The 13,799-nt window shown below is 62.2% G+C and carries 16 protein-coding genes; 11 read left to right on the top strand and 5 right to left on the bottom strand.

Annotation, left to right across the window (positions count from 1 at the left end; translation table 11 throughout):
* Nucleotides 1–14: 14 nt before the first annotated feature.
* Both Q8X51_RS04525 and Q8X51_RS04520 read right to left on the bottom strand, forming a co-directional pair.
* Nucleotides 15–947 (bottom strand): sugar ABC transporter substrate-binding protein, encoded by a 933-nt coding sequence (locus Q8X51_RS04525; protein ID WP_065924581.1) that lies wholly within the window; start codon nucleotides 945–947, stop codon nucleotides 15–17.
* A 50-nt stretch (nucleotides 948–997) separates the two neighbouring features.
* Nucleotides 998–2,005: an ABC transporter permease gene (locus Q8X51_RS04520; protein WP_027607262.1), complete on the bottom strand. Its 1,008-nt coding sequence runs from the start codon at nucleotides 2,003–2,005 to the stop codon at nucleotides 998–1,000.
* Between the two features lie 361 nt (nucleotides 2,006–2,366).
* On the opposite strand from Q8X51_RS04520, the gene Q8X51_RS04515 reads away from it, so the two are divergent.
* Genes Q8X51_RS04515 through Q8X51_RS04505 form a run of 3 tightly spaced genes read left to right on the top strand, consistent with a single transcriptional unit; the run spans nucleotide 2,367 to nucleotide 5,606 of the window.
* The gene (locus tag Q8X51_RS04515; protein ID WP_065948088.1) at nucleotides 2,367–3,203 is read left to right on the top strand and encodes a transketolase; all 837 of its coding nucleotides are present in this window, start codon (nucleotides 2,367–2,369) and stop codon (nucleotides 3,201–3,203) included.
* A complete protein-coding gene (locus Q8X51_RS04510) occupies nucleotides 3,193–4,125 on the top strand; it encodes a transketolase family protein (RefSeq protein WP_065948089.1) in 933 nt (310 codons plus the stop codon). The genes Q8X51_RS04515 and Q8X51_RS04510 overlap by 11 nt, the downstream gene beginning before the upstream one ends.
* Nucleotides 4,126–4,130: 5 nt before the next feature.
* Nucleotides 4,131–5,606 (top strand): FGGY family carbohydrate kinase, encoded by a 1,476-nt coding sequence (locus Q8X51_RS04505; protein WP_407694086.1) that lies wholly within the window; start codon nucleotides 4,131–4,133, stop codon nucleotides 5,604–5,606.
* Between the two features lie 161 nt (nucleotides 5,607–5,767).
* Here Q8X51_RS04505 and Q8X51_RS04500 read toward each other — a convergent pair whose 3' ends face one another.
* Entirely contained in the window at nucleotides 5,768–6,712 is a 945-nt protein-coding gene (locus Q8X51_RS04500) for an aliphatic sulfonate ABC transporter substrate-binding protein (protein WP_407694085.1), read from the bottom strand.
* A 235-nt stretch (nucleotides 6,713–6,947) separates the two neighbouring features.
* Here Q8X51_RS04500 and Q8X51_RS04495 point away from each other — a divergent pair, with 235 nt between their 5' ends.
* The 3 genes from Q8X51_RS04495 to Q8X51_RS04485 are packed head-to-tail and all read left to right on the top strand — an operon-like array spanning nucleotide 6,948 to nucleotide 9,764.
* Nucleotides 6,948–8,006, top strand: a complete 1,059-nt coding sequence (locus tag Q8X51_RS04495; protein ID WP_065948092.1) for an ABC transporter substrate-binding protein — start codon at nucleotides 6,948–6,950, stop codon at nucleotides 8,004–8,006.
* Complete coding sequence (locus Q8X51_RS04490) at nucleotides 7,993–8,982, top strand: ABC transporter permease (protein WP_407694084.1); 990 nt, start codon at nucleotides 7,993–7,995, stop codon at nucleotides 8,980–8,982. Before Q8X51_RS04495 ends, Q8X51_RS04490 begins: the two co-directional genes overlap by 14 nt.
* Nucleotides 8,976–9,764, top strand: a complete 789-nt coding sequence (locus tag Q8X51_RS04485; protein ID WP_223016394.1) for an ABC transporter ATP-binding protein — start codon at nucleotides 8,976–8,978, stop codon at nucleotides 9,762–9,764. The genes Q8X51_RS04490 and Q8X51_RS04485 overlap by 7 nt, the downstream gene beginning before the upstream one ends.
* Here Q8X51_RS04485 and Q8X51_RS04480 read toward each other — a convergent pair whose 3' ends face one another.
* Nucleotides 9,765–10,613 (bottom strand): AraC family transcriptional regulator, encoded by an 849-nt coding sequence (locus tag Q8X51_RS04480; protein WP_407694083.1) that lies wholly within the window; start codon nucleotides 10,611–10,613, stop codon nucleotides 9,765–9,767.
* Nucleotides 10,614–10,723: 110 nt separating this feature from the next.
* Here Q8X51_RS04480 and Q8X51_RS04475 point away from each other — a divergent pair, with 110 nt between their 5' ends.
* A complete protein-coding gene (locus Q8X51_RS04475; RefSeq protein WP_407694082.1) occupies nucleotides 10,724–11,134 on the top strand; it encodes a hypothetical protein in 411 nt (136 codons plus the stop codon).
* 74 nt (nucleotides 11,135–11,208) lie between these two features.
* Here the strand turns inward: Q8X51_RS04475 and Q8X51_RS04470 are convergent, their stop codons facing one another.
* Nucleotides 11,209–11,544: a hypothetical protein gene (locus tag Q8X51_RS04470; RefSeq protein ID WP_074847090.1), complete on the bottom strand. Its 336-nt coding sequence runs from the start codon at nucleotides 11,542–11,544 to the stop codon at nucleotides 11,209–11,211.
* A 90-nt stretch (nucleotides 11,545–11,634) separates the two neighbouring features.
* Between Q8X51_RS04470 and Q8X51_RS04465 the strand changes: the two genes are divergently transcribed.
* The 4 genes from Q8X51_RS04465 (at nucleotide 11,635) to glsB (ending at nucleotide 13,799) form a co-directional block, all read left to right on the top strand.
* On the top strand, nucleotides 11,635–11,979 hold the full coding sequence (locus Q8X51_RS04465; RefSeq protein WP_053134342.1) for a hypothetical protein: 345 nt from the start codon (nucleotides 11,635–11,637) through the stop codon (nucleotides 11,977–11,979).
* A gap of 59 nt (nucleotides 11,980–12,038) precedes the next feature.
* Entirely contained in the window at nucleotides 12,039–12,434 is a 396-nt protein-coding gene (locus Q8X51_RS04460) for a hypothetical protein (RefSeq protein WP_141155336.1), read from the top strand.
* On the top strand, nucleotides 12,424–12,810 hold the full coding sequence (locus Q8X51_RS04455; protein WP_407694081.1) for a hypothetical protein: 387 nt from the start codon (nucleotides 12,424–12,426) through the stop codon (nucleotides 12,808–12,810). Before Q8X51_RS04460 ends, Q8X51_RS04455 begins: the two co-directional genes overlap by 11 nt.
* A gap of 80 nt (nucleotides 12,811–12,890) precedes the next feature.
* Nucleotides 12,891–13,799 (top strand): glutaminase B, encoded by a 909-nt coding sequence (glsB, locus tag Q8X51_RS04450; protein ID WP_090402994.1) that lies wholly within the window; start codon nucleotides 12,891–12,893, stop codon nucleotides 13,797–13,799.

Genomic DNA, 13,799 nt, shown 5'->3' with positions numbered 1-13,799 from the left:
ACGACCTCCAAGGCTTACGGGTGCTGTTGCAGGAACGGCGCGACGTTTTCTTTAGTGGTCAGCACGGTGGGCAACAACTGCTCCTTGGGCAGGGTCTTGCCGGCTTTGAGGTCGATGGCCGAGGCCACGGCCAGGCGCCCCATTTTCTGCGTCTGCTGGGTCATGGTCGCGTTCAGCACACCGCTTTGCACGGCCTTGAGCCCGGCCACGTCGCCGTCGAAACCGACCACGACCACCTTGTGATCGAGGTTGCCGACTTTCACCGCCTGGGCAGCGCCCAAGGCCATGGCATCGGCTCGGCCGAAGAACACGGTGATGTTCGGGTCACGCTGGAGCAGGTCCTGGGCCACGGCGAAGCCTTTGTCCTGGGCCCATTCAGCTGGTTGCTGGGCGACGACCTTGAGGTCCGGGAAGGCTTTCAGGCCCTCTTCAAAGCCTTTGGCGCGATCATTCTCGGGGGTGGTACCGATCTGGCCTTGCAGGATCGCGATGCGGCCCTTGCCGTCGGTGATCTTGCCCACGTACTCGGCCAGGGTCTTGGCGCCGGCCACGCTGTCGCTGGCGATAAAGGTGTCGCCCGGTGCGTCGGGGGCGTTGCGGTCCACGGCGATCACCGGGATGCCCGCAGCCTTGGCGGCTTTCACCGGCACACCGGCGGCGGTGGCACCGGCCGGGATGTAGATCAGCACGTCGATCTGGCGGGTGATCAGGTCTTCAATCTGGCTGACCTGGGTGGAGGAGTTGCCCTGGGCGTCCACGGTGATCACCTTGACCCCCTTGGCTTTGCCTTCGGCTTCCACCGATTGCTTGATCTGGTTGAAGAAGTCGGCCTGCAGGTTGGCCACGGCCAGGCCGATGGTCAAATCCTTGGCCCAGGTGGTGCCGGCAACGGTGAGGGTGGCGGCGGCGAGAGCGGTGGCCAACAGCAATTTCTTGGGGCTGAACATGTCGGTGACTCCTGGTTTTATTGTTGGAGGGTGTCAACTGTCGAACAGGTTTAACGGGCAGTGCTGGAGCGGCGTCGCAGGGTGTCGATGGTGACGGCGAGGGCGATGACCACGCCGATCACCACTTGTTGAATAAAGGGCGAAACCCCCAGCAGGTTGAGGCCATTGCGCAATACGCCAATGATCAGTACGCCCACCAGGGTGCCGCCGATGCTGCCGACGCCGCCACTGAGGCTTGCGCCGCCAATCACCACGGCGGCGATGGCGTCCAGCTCCAGGCTCAGCCCGGCGCTCGGTTGCGAGGAGTCCAGGCGCGCGGCCAGGGTCACGGCGGCGATGCCGGCCAGCGCACCGCTGATGGCGTACACCCAGAGGGTAATCGCCCGCACCTTGATGCCCGACAGCCGTGCCACTTCCGGGCTGCCGCCCATGGCGTAGAGGTTGCGGCCGCCGGCACGAAAGCGCAGGAACACCCAGGCCACCACCAGCATCACCAGGAACAGGCCCACGGTGGCCGAGAGGAAACCGAAGTGACGCACCGTCGCCAGGCTGGTGAACCAGTCCGGATAGCCGACGATCTGCCGGCCTTCGGTGAGGATATTCGCCAGGCCACGGGCCACCGACATCATGGTCAGCGTGGCAATAAAGGGTGGCAGCTTGGCGTAGGTGATCAACGCGCCGGAGACCAGCCCGGCGAGCATGCCGCTGGCAATCGAGATCGGAATCGCAAAGCCCAGGGGCACCGCCTGATCCTGATACAGCCAGCCGAGCATCATCATCGAGAAGGCCAGCACCGAGCCGACCGACAGGTCGATGCCGCCGATCACGATCACCGCCGTCATGCCGATCGCCAGGATGCCCAGCACCGTGACCTGATCGAGGATGTTCAGGCCATTGCGCAACGAGAAGAAGAATTCGGAACTGAAGGAGAAGACCAGCACCAGCAGCACCAGCCCGATCAACGGGCCGCCGATATTACTGGGCAGCAGTTTGACAATACGTGGGCGAGGTGGCGGCTTGAGTTCGGCCGGGTGCTGGACAATAGCTTTGGCGTCCACAGTGTTCTCCTGAGTTATTTTTTTTGGAGTGCTTCAGGCTTCTTGAATATTTATGCGTGCCTGACTGTTAATTCAGATTCCAGTGACACCGTGTCAAAGTCAAGCGCTTAATTTTTCTTGCCTGCCGCTGAAACGGTGTTTTTGCCCGGCGCAAAGCCACGGTCTAGAGGAGCCGGCGTGGGATTTTGGCCGTTTGTCCGAGGGGGATTTCCGAGTTTTATTTGATTTTTCGGCGGTTCGCTCACTTGACCTGCCGGAGGATCGGCGTCTAAATAGAAATATATTGTCACTGCTGAATAAATATTCAAAGACAGCCTTGGACACTTTCACCCCGCGTGGTCAGCCTCAAAGGAGCCGCTGCATGAATGCCTTCCAGTACGACGCCCACCAGATCAAGGAACAGGCCCGCCTGATTCGTCGCCATGTGATCCGCCTGAACGCCGACTCACCGGCCGGCGGGCACACCGGGGCGGATCTTTCCGAAACCGACATCCTCGCCACCCTGTATTTCCGCGTCCTCAACACCGGCCCGGAACGCACCGAAGACCCCGAGCGCGATATTTATATCCAGAGCAAGGGCCACGGCGTGGGCGGTTTGTACTGCTGCCTGGCGCAGGCGGGCTACATCCCCACCGAGTGGCTGCCCACCTACCAGCACTTCAACTCGCACCTGCCCGGCCACCCGGTACGCCAGAAAACCCCCGGCATCGAACTGAACACCGGCGCCCTCGGCCACGGTTTGCCGGTGGCGGTCGGGCTGGCCCTCGCGGCGAAGATGTCCGGCAGCAACAAGCGCATCTACGTGCTCACCGGTGACGGCGAACTGGCCGAAGGCTCCAACTGGGAAGCGGCGATGGCGGCGGCCAAGTACGGCCTGGATAACCTGTTTGTGATCGTCGACAAGAACAAGCTGCAGCTTGCCGGTTTGACCGCCGAGATCATGCCGCTGGACCCACTGGACGTGAAATGGGCGGCCTTTGGCTTCCGCGTCAGCGAGTGCGACGGTAACGATGTCGGCCAATTGATCGAAGCCCTGGAAAGCATGCAGACCAAGACCGGCGCGCCCCAGGTGCTGATCGCCCACACCATTAAAGGCAAGGGCGTGTCGTTTATCGAAGCCCGCCCCGAATGGCACCACCGCGTGCCCAAGGGTGATGAAATCAACGCAGCACTGGAGGAGTTGAACCATGGCGAGTGAACATTTGGCGAGCGTCATGGTGCAAGCGTTTATCGCTGCCGTGGATGCCGGGCTGGACGTAGTGCCGGTGGTCAGCGACTCCACCTCCACGGCCAAGATCGGCCCGTTTGCCCAGCGGTTTCCCGAGCGGCTGATCAATGTGGGCATTGCCGAGCAATCCCTGGTCAGCGTCGCGGCGGGCCTGGCCCTGGGCGGCAAGATCGCCGCCACCTGCAATGCGGCGCCGTTCCTGATCTCGCGGGCCAATGAGCAGATCAAGGTGGACGTCTGCTACAACCAGGCCAACGTGAAGATGTTCGGCCTGAATGCCGGCACCAGTTATGGCCCGCTTGCCAGCACCCACCACAGCCTCGACGATATTTCGGTGATGCGCGGGTTTGGCAATGTGCAGATCTTCGCCCCCGCCGATGCCGTCGAGTGCCGGCAGATCGTCGATTACGCGCTGCGCTACCACGGCCCGGTGTATATCCGCCTCGACGGCAAAGCCTTGCCCGACGTGCACGGCGCCGATTATCAGTTTGTGCCCGGTCAGGTAGACATCCTGCGCCAGGGCGCCGATGTGAGCATAGTGGCCCTGGGCTCGGTGGTGCATGAAGCGGTGGATGCAGCGGCATTGCTGGCGGAGCAGGGCATCCAGGCGCAGGTGATCAACCTGTCGTCGATCCGGCCCTTGCAGCGTGATGTGTTGCTCAGCGCTTTGAGCGGCACCCGCGCGGTCATCAGTGTGGAGGAACACAACATCAATGGCGGCGTCGGCAGCCTGGTCGCCGAAGTGCTGGCCGAAGCCGGGTTGGGCATTGCCCTGATCCGCCTGGGTATCGGCGATGGCGAGTACGCCGCCGCCGGTGCCCGCGAACCGACCCGCGCCTTGCATAACATCGACGCGGCTGGGATCGTGGCGGCTGCCACTCGGTTGCGGTGAATTCAATGAATAACAATACCCCGCTGATCCTGGCGATAGATGAAGGCACCAGCAACGCCAAGGCGGTGCTGGTCAACGAACTTGGCCAGGTGATTGCGCGCGGTTCGCGACCCTTGAGCATCAGCCATCCCCAGGTCGGGTTTTCCGAGCAGGACCCGCTGCTGATCTGGCAAAACACGTTGGCTGCGATTGAAGAATGCCTGGCCCAGGTGGACCGTCCGATCACTGCGTTGGCCATCAGCAACCAGCGTGAATCGGTGGTGGCTTGGGATAGGCATACCGGTGAGCCATTGTCGCCGTGCATCAGTTGGCAGTGCCGACGCTCTACGGCGTTGTGCACGCAACTGCATGAGCAGGGTCATGAAGCGCTGATCCTGGAAAAGACCGGGCTGGCGTTGGACCCGATGTTCTCGGCGGGCAAGTTCCGCTGGATTCTCGATCACCTTGAGGATGGTCACGCCCGCGCTGCTGCAGGCGATATCTGCCTGGGCACCGTCGACAGCTGGCTGTTGTGGCAACTCAGCGGCGGCCAGGTGTTCGCCACCGACTATTCCAACGCCGCACGCACCCAACTGTTCAACCTGCACACCTGCGCCTGGGATCCTGAGCTGTTGGCGCTGTTCGGCATTCCGGCTGCGGCGTTGGCGCCGATCCGGCCGAGCGCCGGTTTCTTCGCCGAAACCGTCGCGTTGGGCGGCTTGCCCGCCGGCATCCCGGTGATGTCGATGATCGGCGACTCCCATGCGGCGCTGTACGGGCAGGGCGGTTTCGCGCCGGGGCTGGTCAAGGCCACCCTCGGCACTGGTTCGTCCTTGATGACGCCCATGGGCGGGCCGATTGCCTCCACCCATGGCCTGTCGACCACCCTGGCCTGGCACGATGGCAGCCAACCTACTTTCGGCATGGAAGGCAATATCGTCCATACCGGCGCTGCCGTGCAGTGGGCGTCGAAGCTGGTGGCGGGAGAATCCCTGGATGCGCTGACCGAACAGGCCGCGCAATTGCCGGATAACGGCGGCGTGTATTTTGTCCCGGCGCTGTCCGGCCTCGGCGCACCGCACTGGAAGGCCGACGCCCGTGGGCTGATCTGCGGGCTGACCGAAGCCACGTCCGGCGCGCACATCCTGCGCGCGGCGCTGGAATCCATCGGCTATCAGATTCGCGATGTGTTCGAAGCCATGCAGCAAGACATCGGCAGCCCGCTCAAGGAACTGTGGGTGGATGGCGGCGCCACGCGCAACCGCTGGCTGATGCAGTTCCTCGCCAACCTGCTGCAACGCCCGGTGGTGCGCAGCCTGTCGCCGGAGGTTTCGGCATTGGGCGCCGCGCACCTGGCGGGACGGGCGTTGGGGGTGTGGGCGAGTGATGCGGCGCTGGGGCAGTTGGAGCGCCAGCGCGAGCGCTTTGAGCCGCAGGAGGATCCGGCGATGGCGGAGCGTTACTCAGAGTGGAAAAAGGCTCTAGCCCGAACACTCCTCTAACCGCATATGCAAACCAACTGTGGGAGGGGCTTGCCGCCGATGAGCATAGGGATCTACATAACGTTGACTCAACACTGAACGTCCGGCAGATAGGGCTGTTGTGGTGAGCGGGCTTGTCGAATCGTCGCACCGCCCCTCCCACATTGAGATCACACCCGCCTTCAAGGCCGCCAGGTCTGCACATCCTTGGCATCCACCGCCTTGGGCAATAACCCCGCCTTGAAGAACGCATCGGCAATTTTCTGCTGCTCACCCAACTGATCCACCGTCACTTGCTGCACCTGATAACTGCGGTGCGCGTTCGCCGCTTCCACCGTGGCCACATCCAGGTTGCCCCACAGCGGGCCGAGCACTTTCGCTGCTTCTTGCGGATGGGCTTTCACCCACTTGCCGGTCTTTTCCAATTCCCCATACACCACCTTCAACACTTCCGGGTGCGCCTTGGCGTACGGCGTGCCGGTCAGGTAATAGCGCTTGTAGCTCGCCAGCCCAGCACCATCCGCCAGGGTGCGCGTCGGCAGTTGCCGCTGCACGCTGGTGAGGAAGGGTTCCCAGGTGACCCAGGCGTCCACCTTGTTGTTCTCGAACGCCGCGCGGCCATCGGCCGGCGACAGGTAAGCCGGCTCGATATCCGAGAATGCAAGGCCGGCCTTGGCCAGCGCGGCAATCAACAGATAGTGAGTGCCGGCGGCCTTGGTCACCGCGATCTTCTTGCCCTTCAAATCCGCTAACTGTTGGATCGGCGAGTCCTTGCGTACCACGATGGCCTGGGCCGAAGGCGAGGGCGATTCCTGGGCGAAGTAGGTGAGTTTGGCCTGGGCTGCCTGGGCGAAGATCGGCACGGTGTCGGCCACGTCGGCGCTGATGTCCACGTTGCCGACGTTCAGCGCTTCCAGCAGCGGCAGGCCGCTGGGGAACTCATGCCAGCTCACCTCGATGTTGTCGGCCTTGAGGGCTTTCTCCAGGGTGCCCTGGGTCTTGAGCAGGGTGATCAGCGTGGAGGATTTCTGGTAACCGATGCGCACGGTTTCCTGGGCTTGCGCACTGACAGCGACGGAAAAAGCCAGCAATCCTAATACAGCGGCGAGGGGACGACGAAGGGGCATGGTAGGCTCGATTTTCAACGAAATATGCCCAAGCTTAATGATCTAAAAACCATTCGATAAATACTCTTTCGATCTGAGCTTAGGGCGCTTTCATCCGCTTCCTGCCCATCAGGCATAACCATAGAATTATATGGTTCTTTCATAAAAGTCAGTCATTAATATAATCAAAATGGTTTTTTTGACGCTTTCGGCCCTTCTTTGGAGTGGGCTGATCCATTAAATAGGGATAGTTCGCATGGCTGCTTTTGATCACCTGACCCGTCGCCGCCTGCTGGGTCTGGCCGGCCTCACCCTGGCCAGCCTGTCGCTGCCGCGCCTGGGTTTTTCCGCCGACGCACACGCCGGCCACACTACCGCCCAGGAGCCTGCCGGCACCGGTGAGTTCATCCGCCTCGACGCACCGCGCAAACTCAAACTGGCAGTCAACCTCAACGCGGTGTGCCTGGCGCCGGTGGTGATCGCCCATGGGCAGGGCTTCTTCACCAAGCACAACCTGGACGTGGAACTGGTCAACTTCGGCAACTCCACCGAGGTCTTGCTGGAAGCCATCGCCACCGGCAAGGCCGACGCAGGCGTGGGCATGGCGCTGCGCTGGCTCAAGGCCCTGGAGCAGGGCTTTGACGTGAAGCTCACCGCCGGCACCCATGGCGGTTGCCTGCGGTTGCTCAGTGCCGCCAACGGCGGCGTGAGCAAGCTGGAAGACCTCAAGGGCAAGGCCATAGGCGTCACCGACATGGCCAGCCCGGACCGCAATTTCTTTTCGATCCTGCTGAAAAAACACGGCGTCGACCCGGTGCGCGATGTGGAGTGGCGCCTGTACCCGGCCGATCTGCTCGGCACGGCGCTGGAGCGTGGTGAAGTGCAGGCGGTGAGCGGCAGTGATCCGTTCATGTACCGTCTGATCAAGTCCGGCGTGGCGCGGGAGCTGTCCACCAACCTGGTGGAGGAATACGCCAATCTCAGTTGCTGCGTGGTCGGCGTCACCGGCAAATTGGTCCGCGAAGACAAGCGCGTGGTCGCGGCGCTGACCCAGGCGATCCTGGAGGCCCATGACTATTCCGTGCAGCACCCGGAGGACGTCGCCAAAGGCTTCCAGGCCTACGCACTGAACACCTCCACCGAAGAAGTCCAGGCGATCCTCCACGACCACACCCACGGCCACCACGCGGTCGGCGCGGCGCTGACCCAGGAGATCACCACCTACGTCACCGACCTGAAAACCGTGGAAGTGATCAGCAAAGGCACCGACCCGATAGCGTTTGCCAAGGAGATCACTGCCGATGTCTTCAACTGACGCAACCGTCCTCAACCCGCCTGTGGCGCTCAAGCTCGGGTGGCAAGGCGCGGCGGTGGTGACGGCCTGGGTGGCCGTCGCGCTGCTGATCAGTTACTGGCCCAACGCGGTGCGCAACTGGCCGATGACCCAGGGCCTGGCCAACCTCTGCTTGGGCGTGGCGGCGTTGTTTATTGTGCTGAGCCTGCTGGGGCGCAGGCTGTCGACACTCGCGCTGCGCTTGCGCAGGGCCGCGCCCTGGCTGATCGCCTTGCCGGTGCTGCTGGGCCTCTGGGAATTGCTCACCGCCAAGCTTGCGCTGTTGCCGGTGCCGTTCTTCGCACCACCCCAAGCCTTGCTCGCGGTGTATATCGAAGACTACGCACGCCTGGCCGACAGCCTGCTGCATTCGGCGCTGCTGCTGGGCTCGGGGGTGGCGCTGGGCGCGGCCACCGGGTTTGTCGCCGGCGTCGCCATTGGCTGGTCCACGCTTATCGGCTACTGGCTGCACCCGGTGCTGCGCATCCTCGGCCCGGTGCCATCGACGGCGTTGTTGCCGCTGTGTTTTTTCCTGTTTCCCAGCAGTTGGAGTGCGAGCGTGTTTTTGATCGCCCTGGCCACCTGGTTTCCGGTCACGGTGCTCACTTGGTCCGGCGTGGCCAGCGTCGATAAGGCCTATTACGACGTGGCGCGCACCCTCGGCGCCCGGCCGGGTTTTCTGATTTTCAAAGTAGCGATTCCCGCCGCGCTGCCCCACGTCTTCGTCGGCCTGTTCATGGGCCTGGGCGCGTCGTTTTCCACCTTGGTGGTGGCGGAAATGATGGGGGTCAAATCCGGCATCGGCTGGTACCTGCAATGGGCCCAGGGCTGGGCCGCCTACGCGAACATGTACGCCGCACTGCTGATCATGGCGCTGGCCTGTTCGGGGTTGATCACCGGGTTGTTCCTGGTGCGTGATCGGTTGCTGGCCTGGCAGAAAGGAGCGATGAAATGGTAGCCCTGGCACACGCGGTATCGGCTTCGGAAGGATTGGCGCTGCGCATAGAAAACCTCAGCCATGGTTTTGCTCTGGACGGCCAGCATTTGCCCGTGTTGGAGCGGGTGTCCCTGGACGTGGCGCCGGGAGAGTTTGTGGCTTTACTCGGGCCTTCGGGGTGCGGCAAGTCCACCTTGCTGCGCCTGGTGGCGGGGCTGGAACCGGCGGACGCCGGACGACTGTTGGCCGATGGCGAACCCATCACCGGGCCGGACCCGAGCCGTGTGGTGGTATTCCAGGACCCGACCCTGTACCCATGGCGCCGGGTGTGGGACAACGTCGCCCTCGGCCTGGAAGCCCAAGGCCTGCTCAAGACCCATTCGGCCAAAGTCGATGAGGCCCTGGACAAGGTCGGCCTCGGCCAGTTCGCCCGTGCCTATCCTCGGCAATTGTCCGGCGGCATGGCCCAGCGGGTGGCGTTGGCCCGTGCACTGGTCAATCAGCCGCGATTGCTGATCCTCGACGAACCCTTGGGCAAACTCGACTCCCTGACCCGCATCACCATGCAAAAGGAACTGATCGACCTGTGGCAGCGCCAGGGCTACACGGCGCTGCTGGTGACCCACGATGTGGAAGAAGCCTTGCTGCTGGCTAACCGGGTGATTGTGTTCAGCGACCGCCCGGCGAAGATCCAGGCACAGTTGAGCATCGATAGGCCCTATCCACGGCACCGGGATGATCCTTACCTGGTGGACCTGCGGCGGCAGATAATGGGCCTGCTGGGGTTGGGCGAAAACTGGTAGTCAGTGGGCGTCTTTCAGCGCAATGGTTTGGATGGTTGGGCTGAGCACCCCCGCACGGTCCGCCAGGTAACGCGCCGGCGGCTGGCCCACCGCCTTGCGGAACATGGTGATGAAACCGCTGGCGTTTTCATAACCCAGGTCCAGTGCCACCCGCTGCACACTTTCACCCTTGGCCAGCCGTTGCAGGGACAGGATTACATGCAACTGCCGGCGCCAGCGGCCGAAACTCAGGCCCAATTCCTCCAGCAACAGGCGCGTCATGCTGCGCTCGCTCATGCCGATGCGCACGGCCCATTGACCGAGGGTGGCTTTGTCGGTCGGGTCGGCCAGCAGGCTGTTGGCCAGGCGGCGCAAGCGGGCGTCCTGGGGCATGGGCAGGTGCAGGGCTTCGATCGGTGCGGCGGCCAGTTCATCCAGCAAGGTGTTGATCAAGCGGCCTTGGGCGCCGGCCTCGTCATAGAGTTGCGGGAAGCTGACGGCCTTGCTGATCAGCTCATGCAGCAACCCGGACACGGCCAGGGTGCAGCATTGCGGCGGCAGGGCGTGGGCGGCGTCGGGGTCGATCAGCAGGCAATACACCTCGGCCTCGCCAGACCCGCGCGCAGCATGGGGCGTACCGCCGGGAATCCATAATGCGCACTGGGGCGGCACGATCCAGATCCCCGCTTCGATTTCACAGTGGATGACCCCGCGCAGGGTGTACATCAACTGGCCCTTGCGGTGGGCGTGCTGGGCATGTTCCCAGGTGTCCGACGTGCTGGTGGCGCCCACGGCCACCACGGCGCGGGGGAACAGGTCGGCGTCCTTGGCCATCAACGGGTCGAGCAGATCAAGACGGTGGTGCTTCATGGCGCGGGTCGCAAGTTGGCCGGATTGCGAAACAGTCTGGCTATTCTGTGCAATGCCGTCCAGGGGTTCGAGCTTTATATTGAGATCCACTCTCATTAAGGAGCTTTGCCATGCGACTCGACAGTACAAAGTTCCCTGTGGTGAAAATCGTCTTCGATGCGCCCAGCGAAGGTGGGCCGCAGGATGCTTTCCTGGCCTTTGAAGGGCTATTGGCGAGGGAGCAGGCCTTTATGTTGCTGCACGAAAAATCCGTGGATGAAAACAACCATGAGCACTCCCACGAAGAGCGTAAGCAGGCGTCGATCTGGATGAAGAAAAACAAACAGGCGCTGCGCATGTTCGTCAAAGGCATGATCCAAGTTGAGCCCAGCGCCGCCAAACGCCTGGCACTCAAGCCGTTCGCGGTGATGTTCAGCAAGGCCTGGGGCTACCCGTTGCTGGTGGTGGAATCCAAGGACCAGGCCTGGGCACTGGCGCGGGATGTGCTGGATGAGCGGGTGTCGGATGTGGCGCATTTTTGAAGGGTAAAGTGGAGCAAAAAATGTGCGAGCGGGTCTGGCCGCGGGCCCGCTCCCACATGGGTTGGTGGTATGGCTCAGTCCACGCAGTTCGCTCGGCCCAGCTTGCCTTTCTCCACCGTCGCCGAGCAGCCGAAGTGGCCGTTATCCACTTGGCACGCGCCGGTCACCGGACCGTTGCCGGACTGGGTGGTGACGCTGGTCTGGCACTCGCCTTCACACTGGCTCGAATCGGTACATGCCTTGCCCGCATCCTTGTACGGGGTGATGCATTTCCAGCTCTGCAGCTTGCCGACTTGCTTCATGGTACCGCCGCCTGCCAGGCAGGTGGACGCCGCAGCGTCCTGGGCGGGTGGGGTCGTGGTACAGGCCGATACCAGCAGTACAGCGGCCAGGCCAATCATCAATTTCATGCAAAGTCCTCGTGGAGTAAGCGCAACGGTGCAGTGTACGGGCATATGGACTACTTTGATTGACAAGCGATCCCCACCCGGTAATGACTCATGCGCACGTTATGGAAGCGGTATGTGGCCCTGCTGGAAAACGACCTGAGCACGCAAATTTTCGACAACGTCAAAAACCTGCTGGTGTGCGCGCTGCTGTTTGCGGCGGGCACCAATACCCTCGTGGGGCAGCAGGACCTGTTTATCGGGGTGTTTGCTTCCAGCGTGGCAGGGTGGGGGCTGATCCTTCTGTCGACAGTGCTGATGCTGTTGAACGTCAGCGATGGCATTCGCCGGCTGGCCAAGCTGCGTTATCACCTGGCATTGCAGCTGTTGCTGATCCTGGTTTATCTGGTGGTGGCCGAGCGGGTGGTAGAGATTGTGTGGGGCTTCAGGGCGCATTGAATCGAGGTGTTCACCGCGTTCGCGCTAGAATTGCCCGCCCGCGGACCAGGATGCGCACCATGCACACGCTTTATTGTTACGTCGATGGATCTGACAACCAAGCAATCGAACCGGTATTGGCCGACGCCTTTCGCGCATTGGTCAGCGATTGGGCGCAATATTGCGCCGTGTTTGTGAATCACCAGCACGAGCGTACACCCGACCTGGCGCCTGATGATCTGAATGACTGGTTTATCGGGCTCAACCTTCCTTTACCTCACGTTAGCCAATCTCAAATTGACCAATTGGTTGTGTTTGCCAAAGCCCTGGCTGGCGCAACAGGGCGTGATTTTGTGGTGGGTATTTCGTTGCCGTCGGGGCTTTGCGAGGATCTGGTGTTTCTCGACGCGAACGCTGACGAGACTGAGGGATTACGCTTGTACACACGGTTGGAGGCTGCGCTCCATGGGGCTTGATATTCATCTTGAGGCTGATAAGCGAATGTCCCTGGTCCATCTGGCTGACGCCGTGAACGCGGTGGGCGTTGCTGAACTGGAACAGAATGAACACTCGGTGGTGGCGCACTTTCATTCAGGTCTTTTTCTGAGCGGCTGCTATGAAGTGGATGATCCTGATATTCGGGCGCAAGGCCTGAGCGATCTGGCATTTCCGGTGGCCGTTCGTGGTTATCTGCGCATCAAGGGGCCTGCGCCACAGGACGCTGATCCATTGGCTGACGTCAGGCACCTGGTTGAGCAACTGACTGCGAGGTGTGAGGCCTGTTTCTTGATGTCGTTTCAGTACGAGTCCCTTATGTATTGCCGGGACGAGGAGGGCCTTCACGTTATGTAGTACGCCACCTGGCCTGCGTGTTTCAGGTATCCTCCGCACCCCGCTTTCCACCGATTCAAAGACAGATGACAGGACAAGACATGCAGGCGCTGCTGGAGTCGATCCTCGACGAAGTGCGCCCACTGATCGGCCTCGGCAAAGTCGCCGACTACATTCCCGCGCTGGCCGATGTACCGGCCAACCAACTGGGCATCGCGGTGTACGGCAATGACGGCTCGGCCTACCGCGCCGGTGACGCCGATACGCTGTTCTCGGTGCAGAGCATTTCCAAGGTGTTCAGCCTGGTGCAGGCCATCGACCACGGCGGCGAAACCATCTGGGAACGCCTGGGCCACGAGCCTTCGGGGCAACCGTTCAACTCGTTGGTGCAACTGGAATTCGAACGCGGCCGCCCGCGTAACCCCTTCATCAATGCCGGCGCGCTGGTGATCTGCGACATCAACCAATCACGCTTTGCCGTGCCGATCCTGTCGATGCGCGACTTCGTGCGGCGCCTGTCGGGCAACCCGCAGATCCTGGTCAACAGCGTGGTCGCCGACTCCGAAGCCCAGCACGGCGCACGCAACGCGGCCATGGCCTACCTGATGAAATCCTTCGGCAACTTCCACAACGATGTGGACGCGGTGTTGCACAGCTACTTCAACTACTGCGCCCTGCAGATGAGCTGCCTGGACCTGGCCAAGGCGTTCAGCTTCCTCGCCAACGAGGGCACCAGTGCCCACAGCGGCGAACAGATCCTGAGTGCGCGGCAGACCAAGCAAGTCAACTCGATCATGGCCACCAGCGGGCTGTATGACGAGGCGGGCAATTTTGCCTACCGCGTGGGCTTGCCGGGCAAGAGCGGGGTCGGCGGCGGCATTGTCGCGGTGGTGCCGGGGCAATTTACCGTGTGCGTGTGGTCGCCGGAGTTGAACGCGGCGGGCAACTCGCTGGCGGGGATCAAGGCGTTGGAGTTGTTGAGTGAGCGGATTGGGTGGTCGGTGTTTTGA

The sequence above is a fragment of the Pseudomonas sp. Yb2C2 genome (genome assembly GCF_052112325.1).
Classification (GTDB): Bacteria; Pseudomonadota; Gammaproteobacteria; order Pseudomonadales; family Pseudomonadaceae; genus Aquipseudomonas; species Aquipseudomonas marginalis.
The sequence above is the reverse complement of the archived record's forward strand: the minus strand, read 5'-3'. Positions and strand labels throughout refer to the sequence as shown.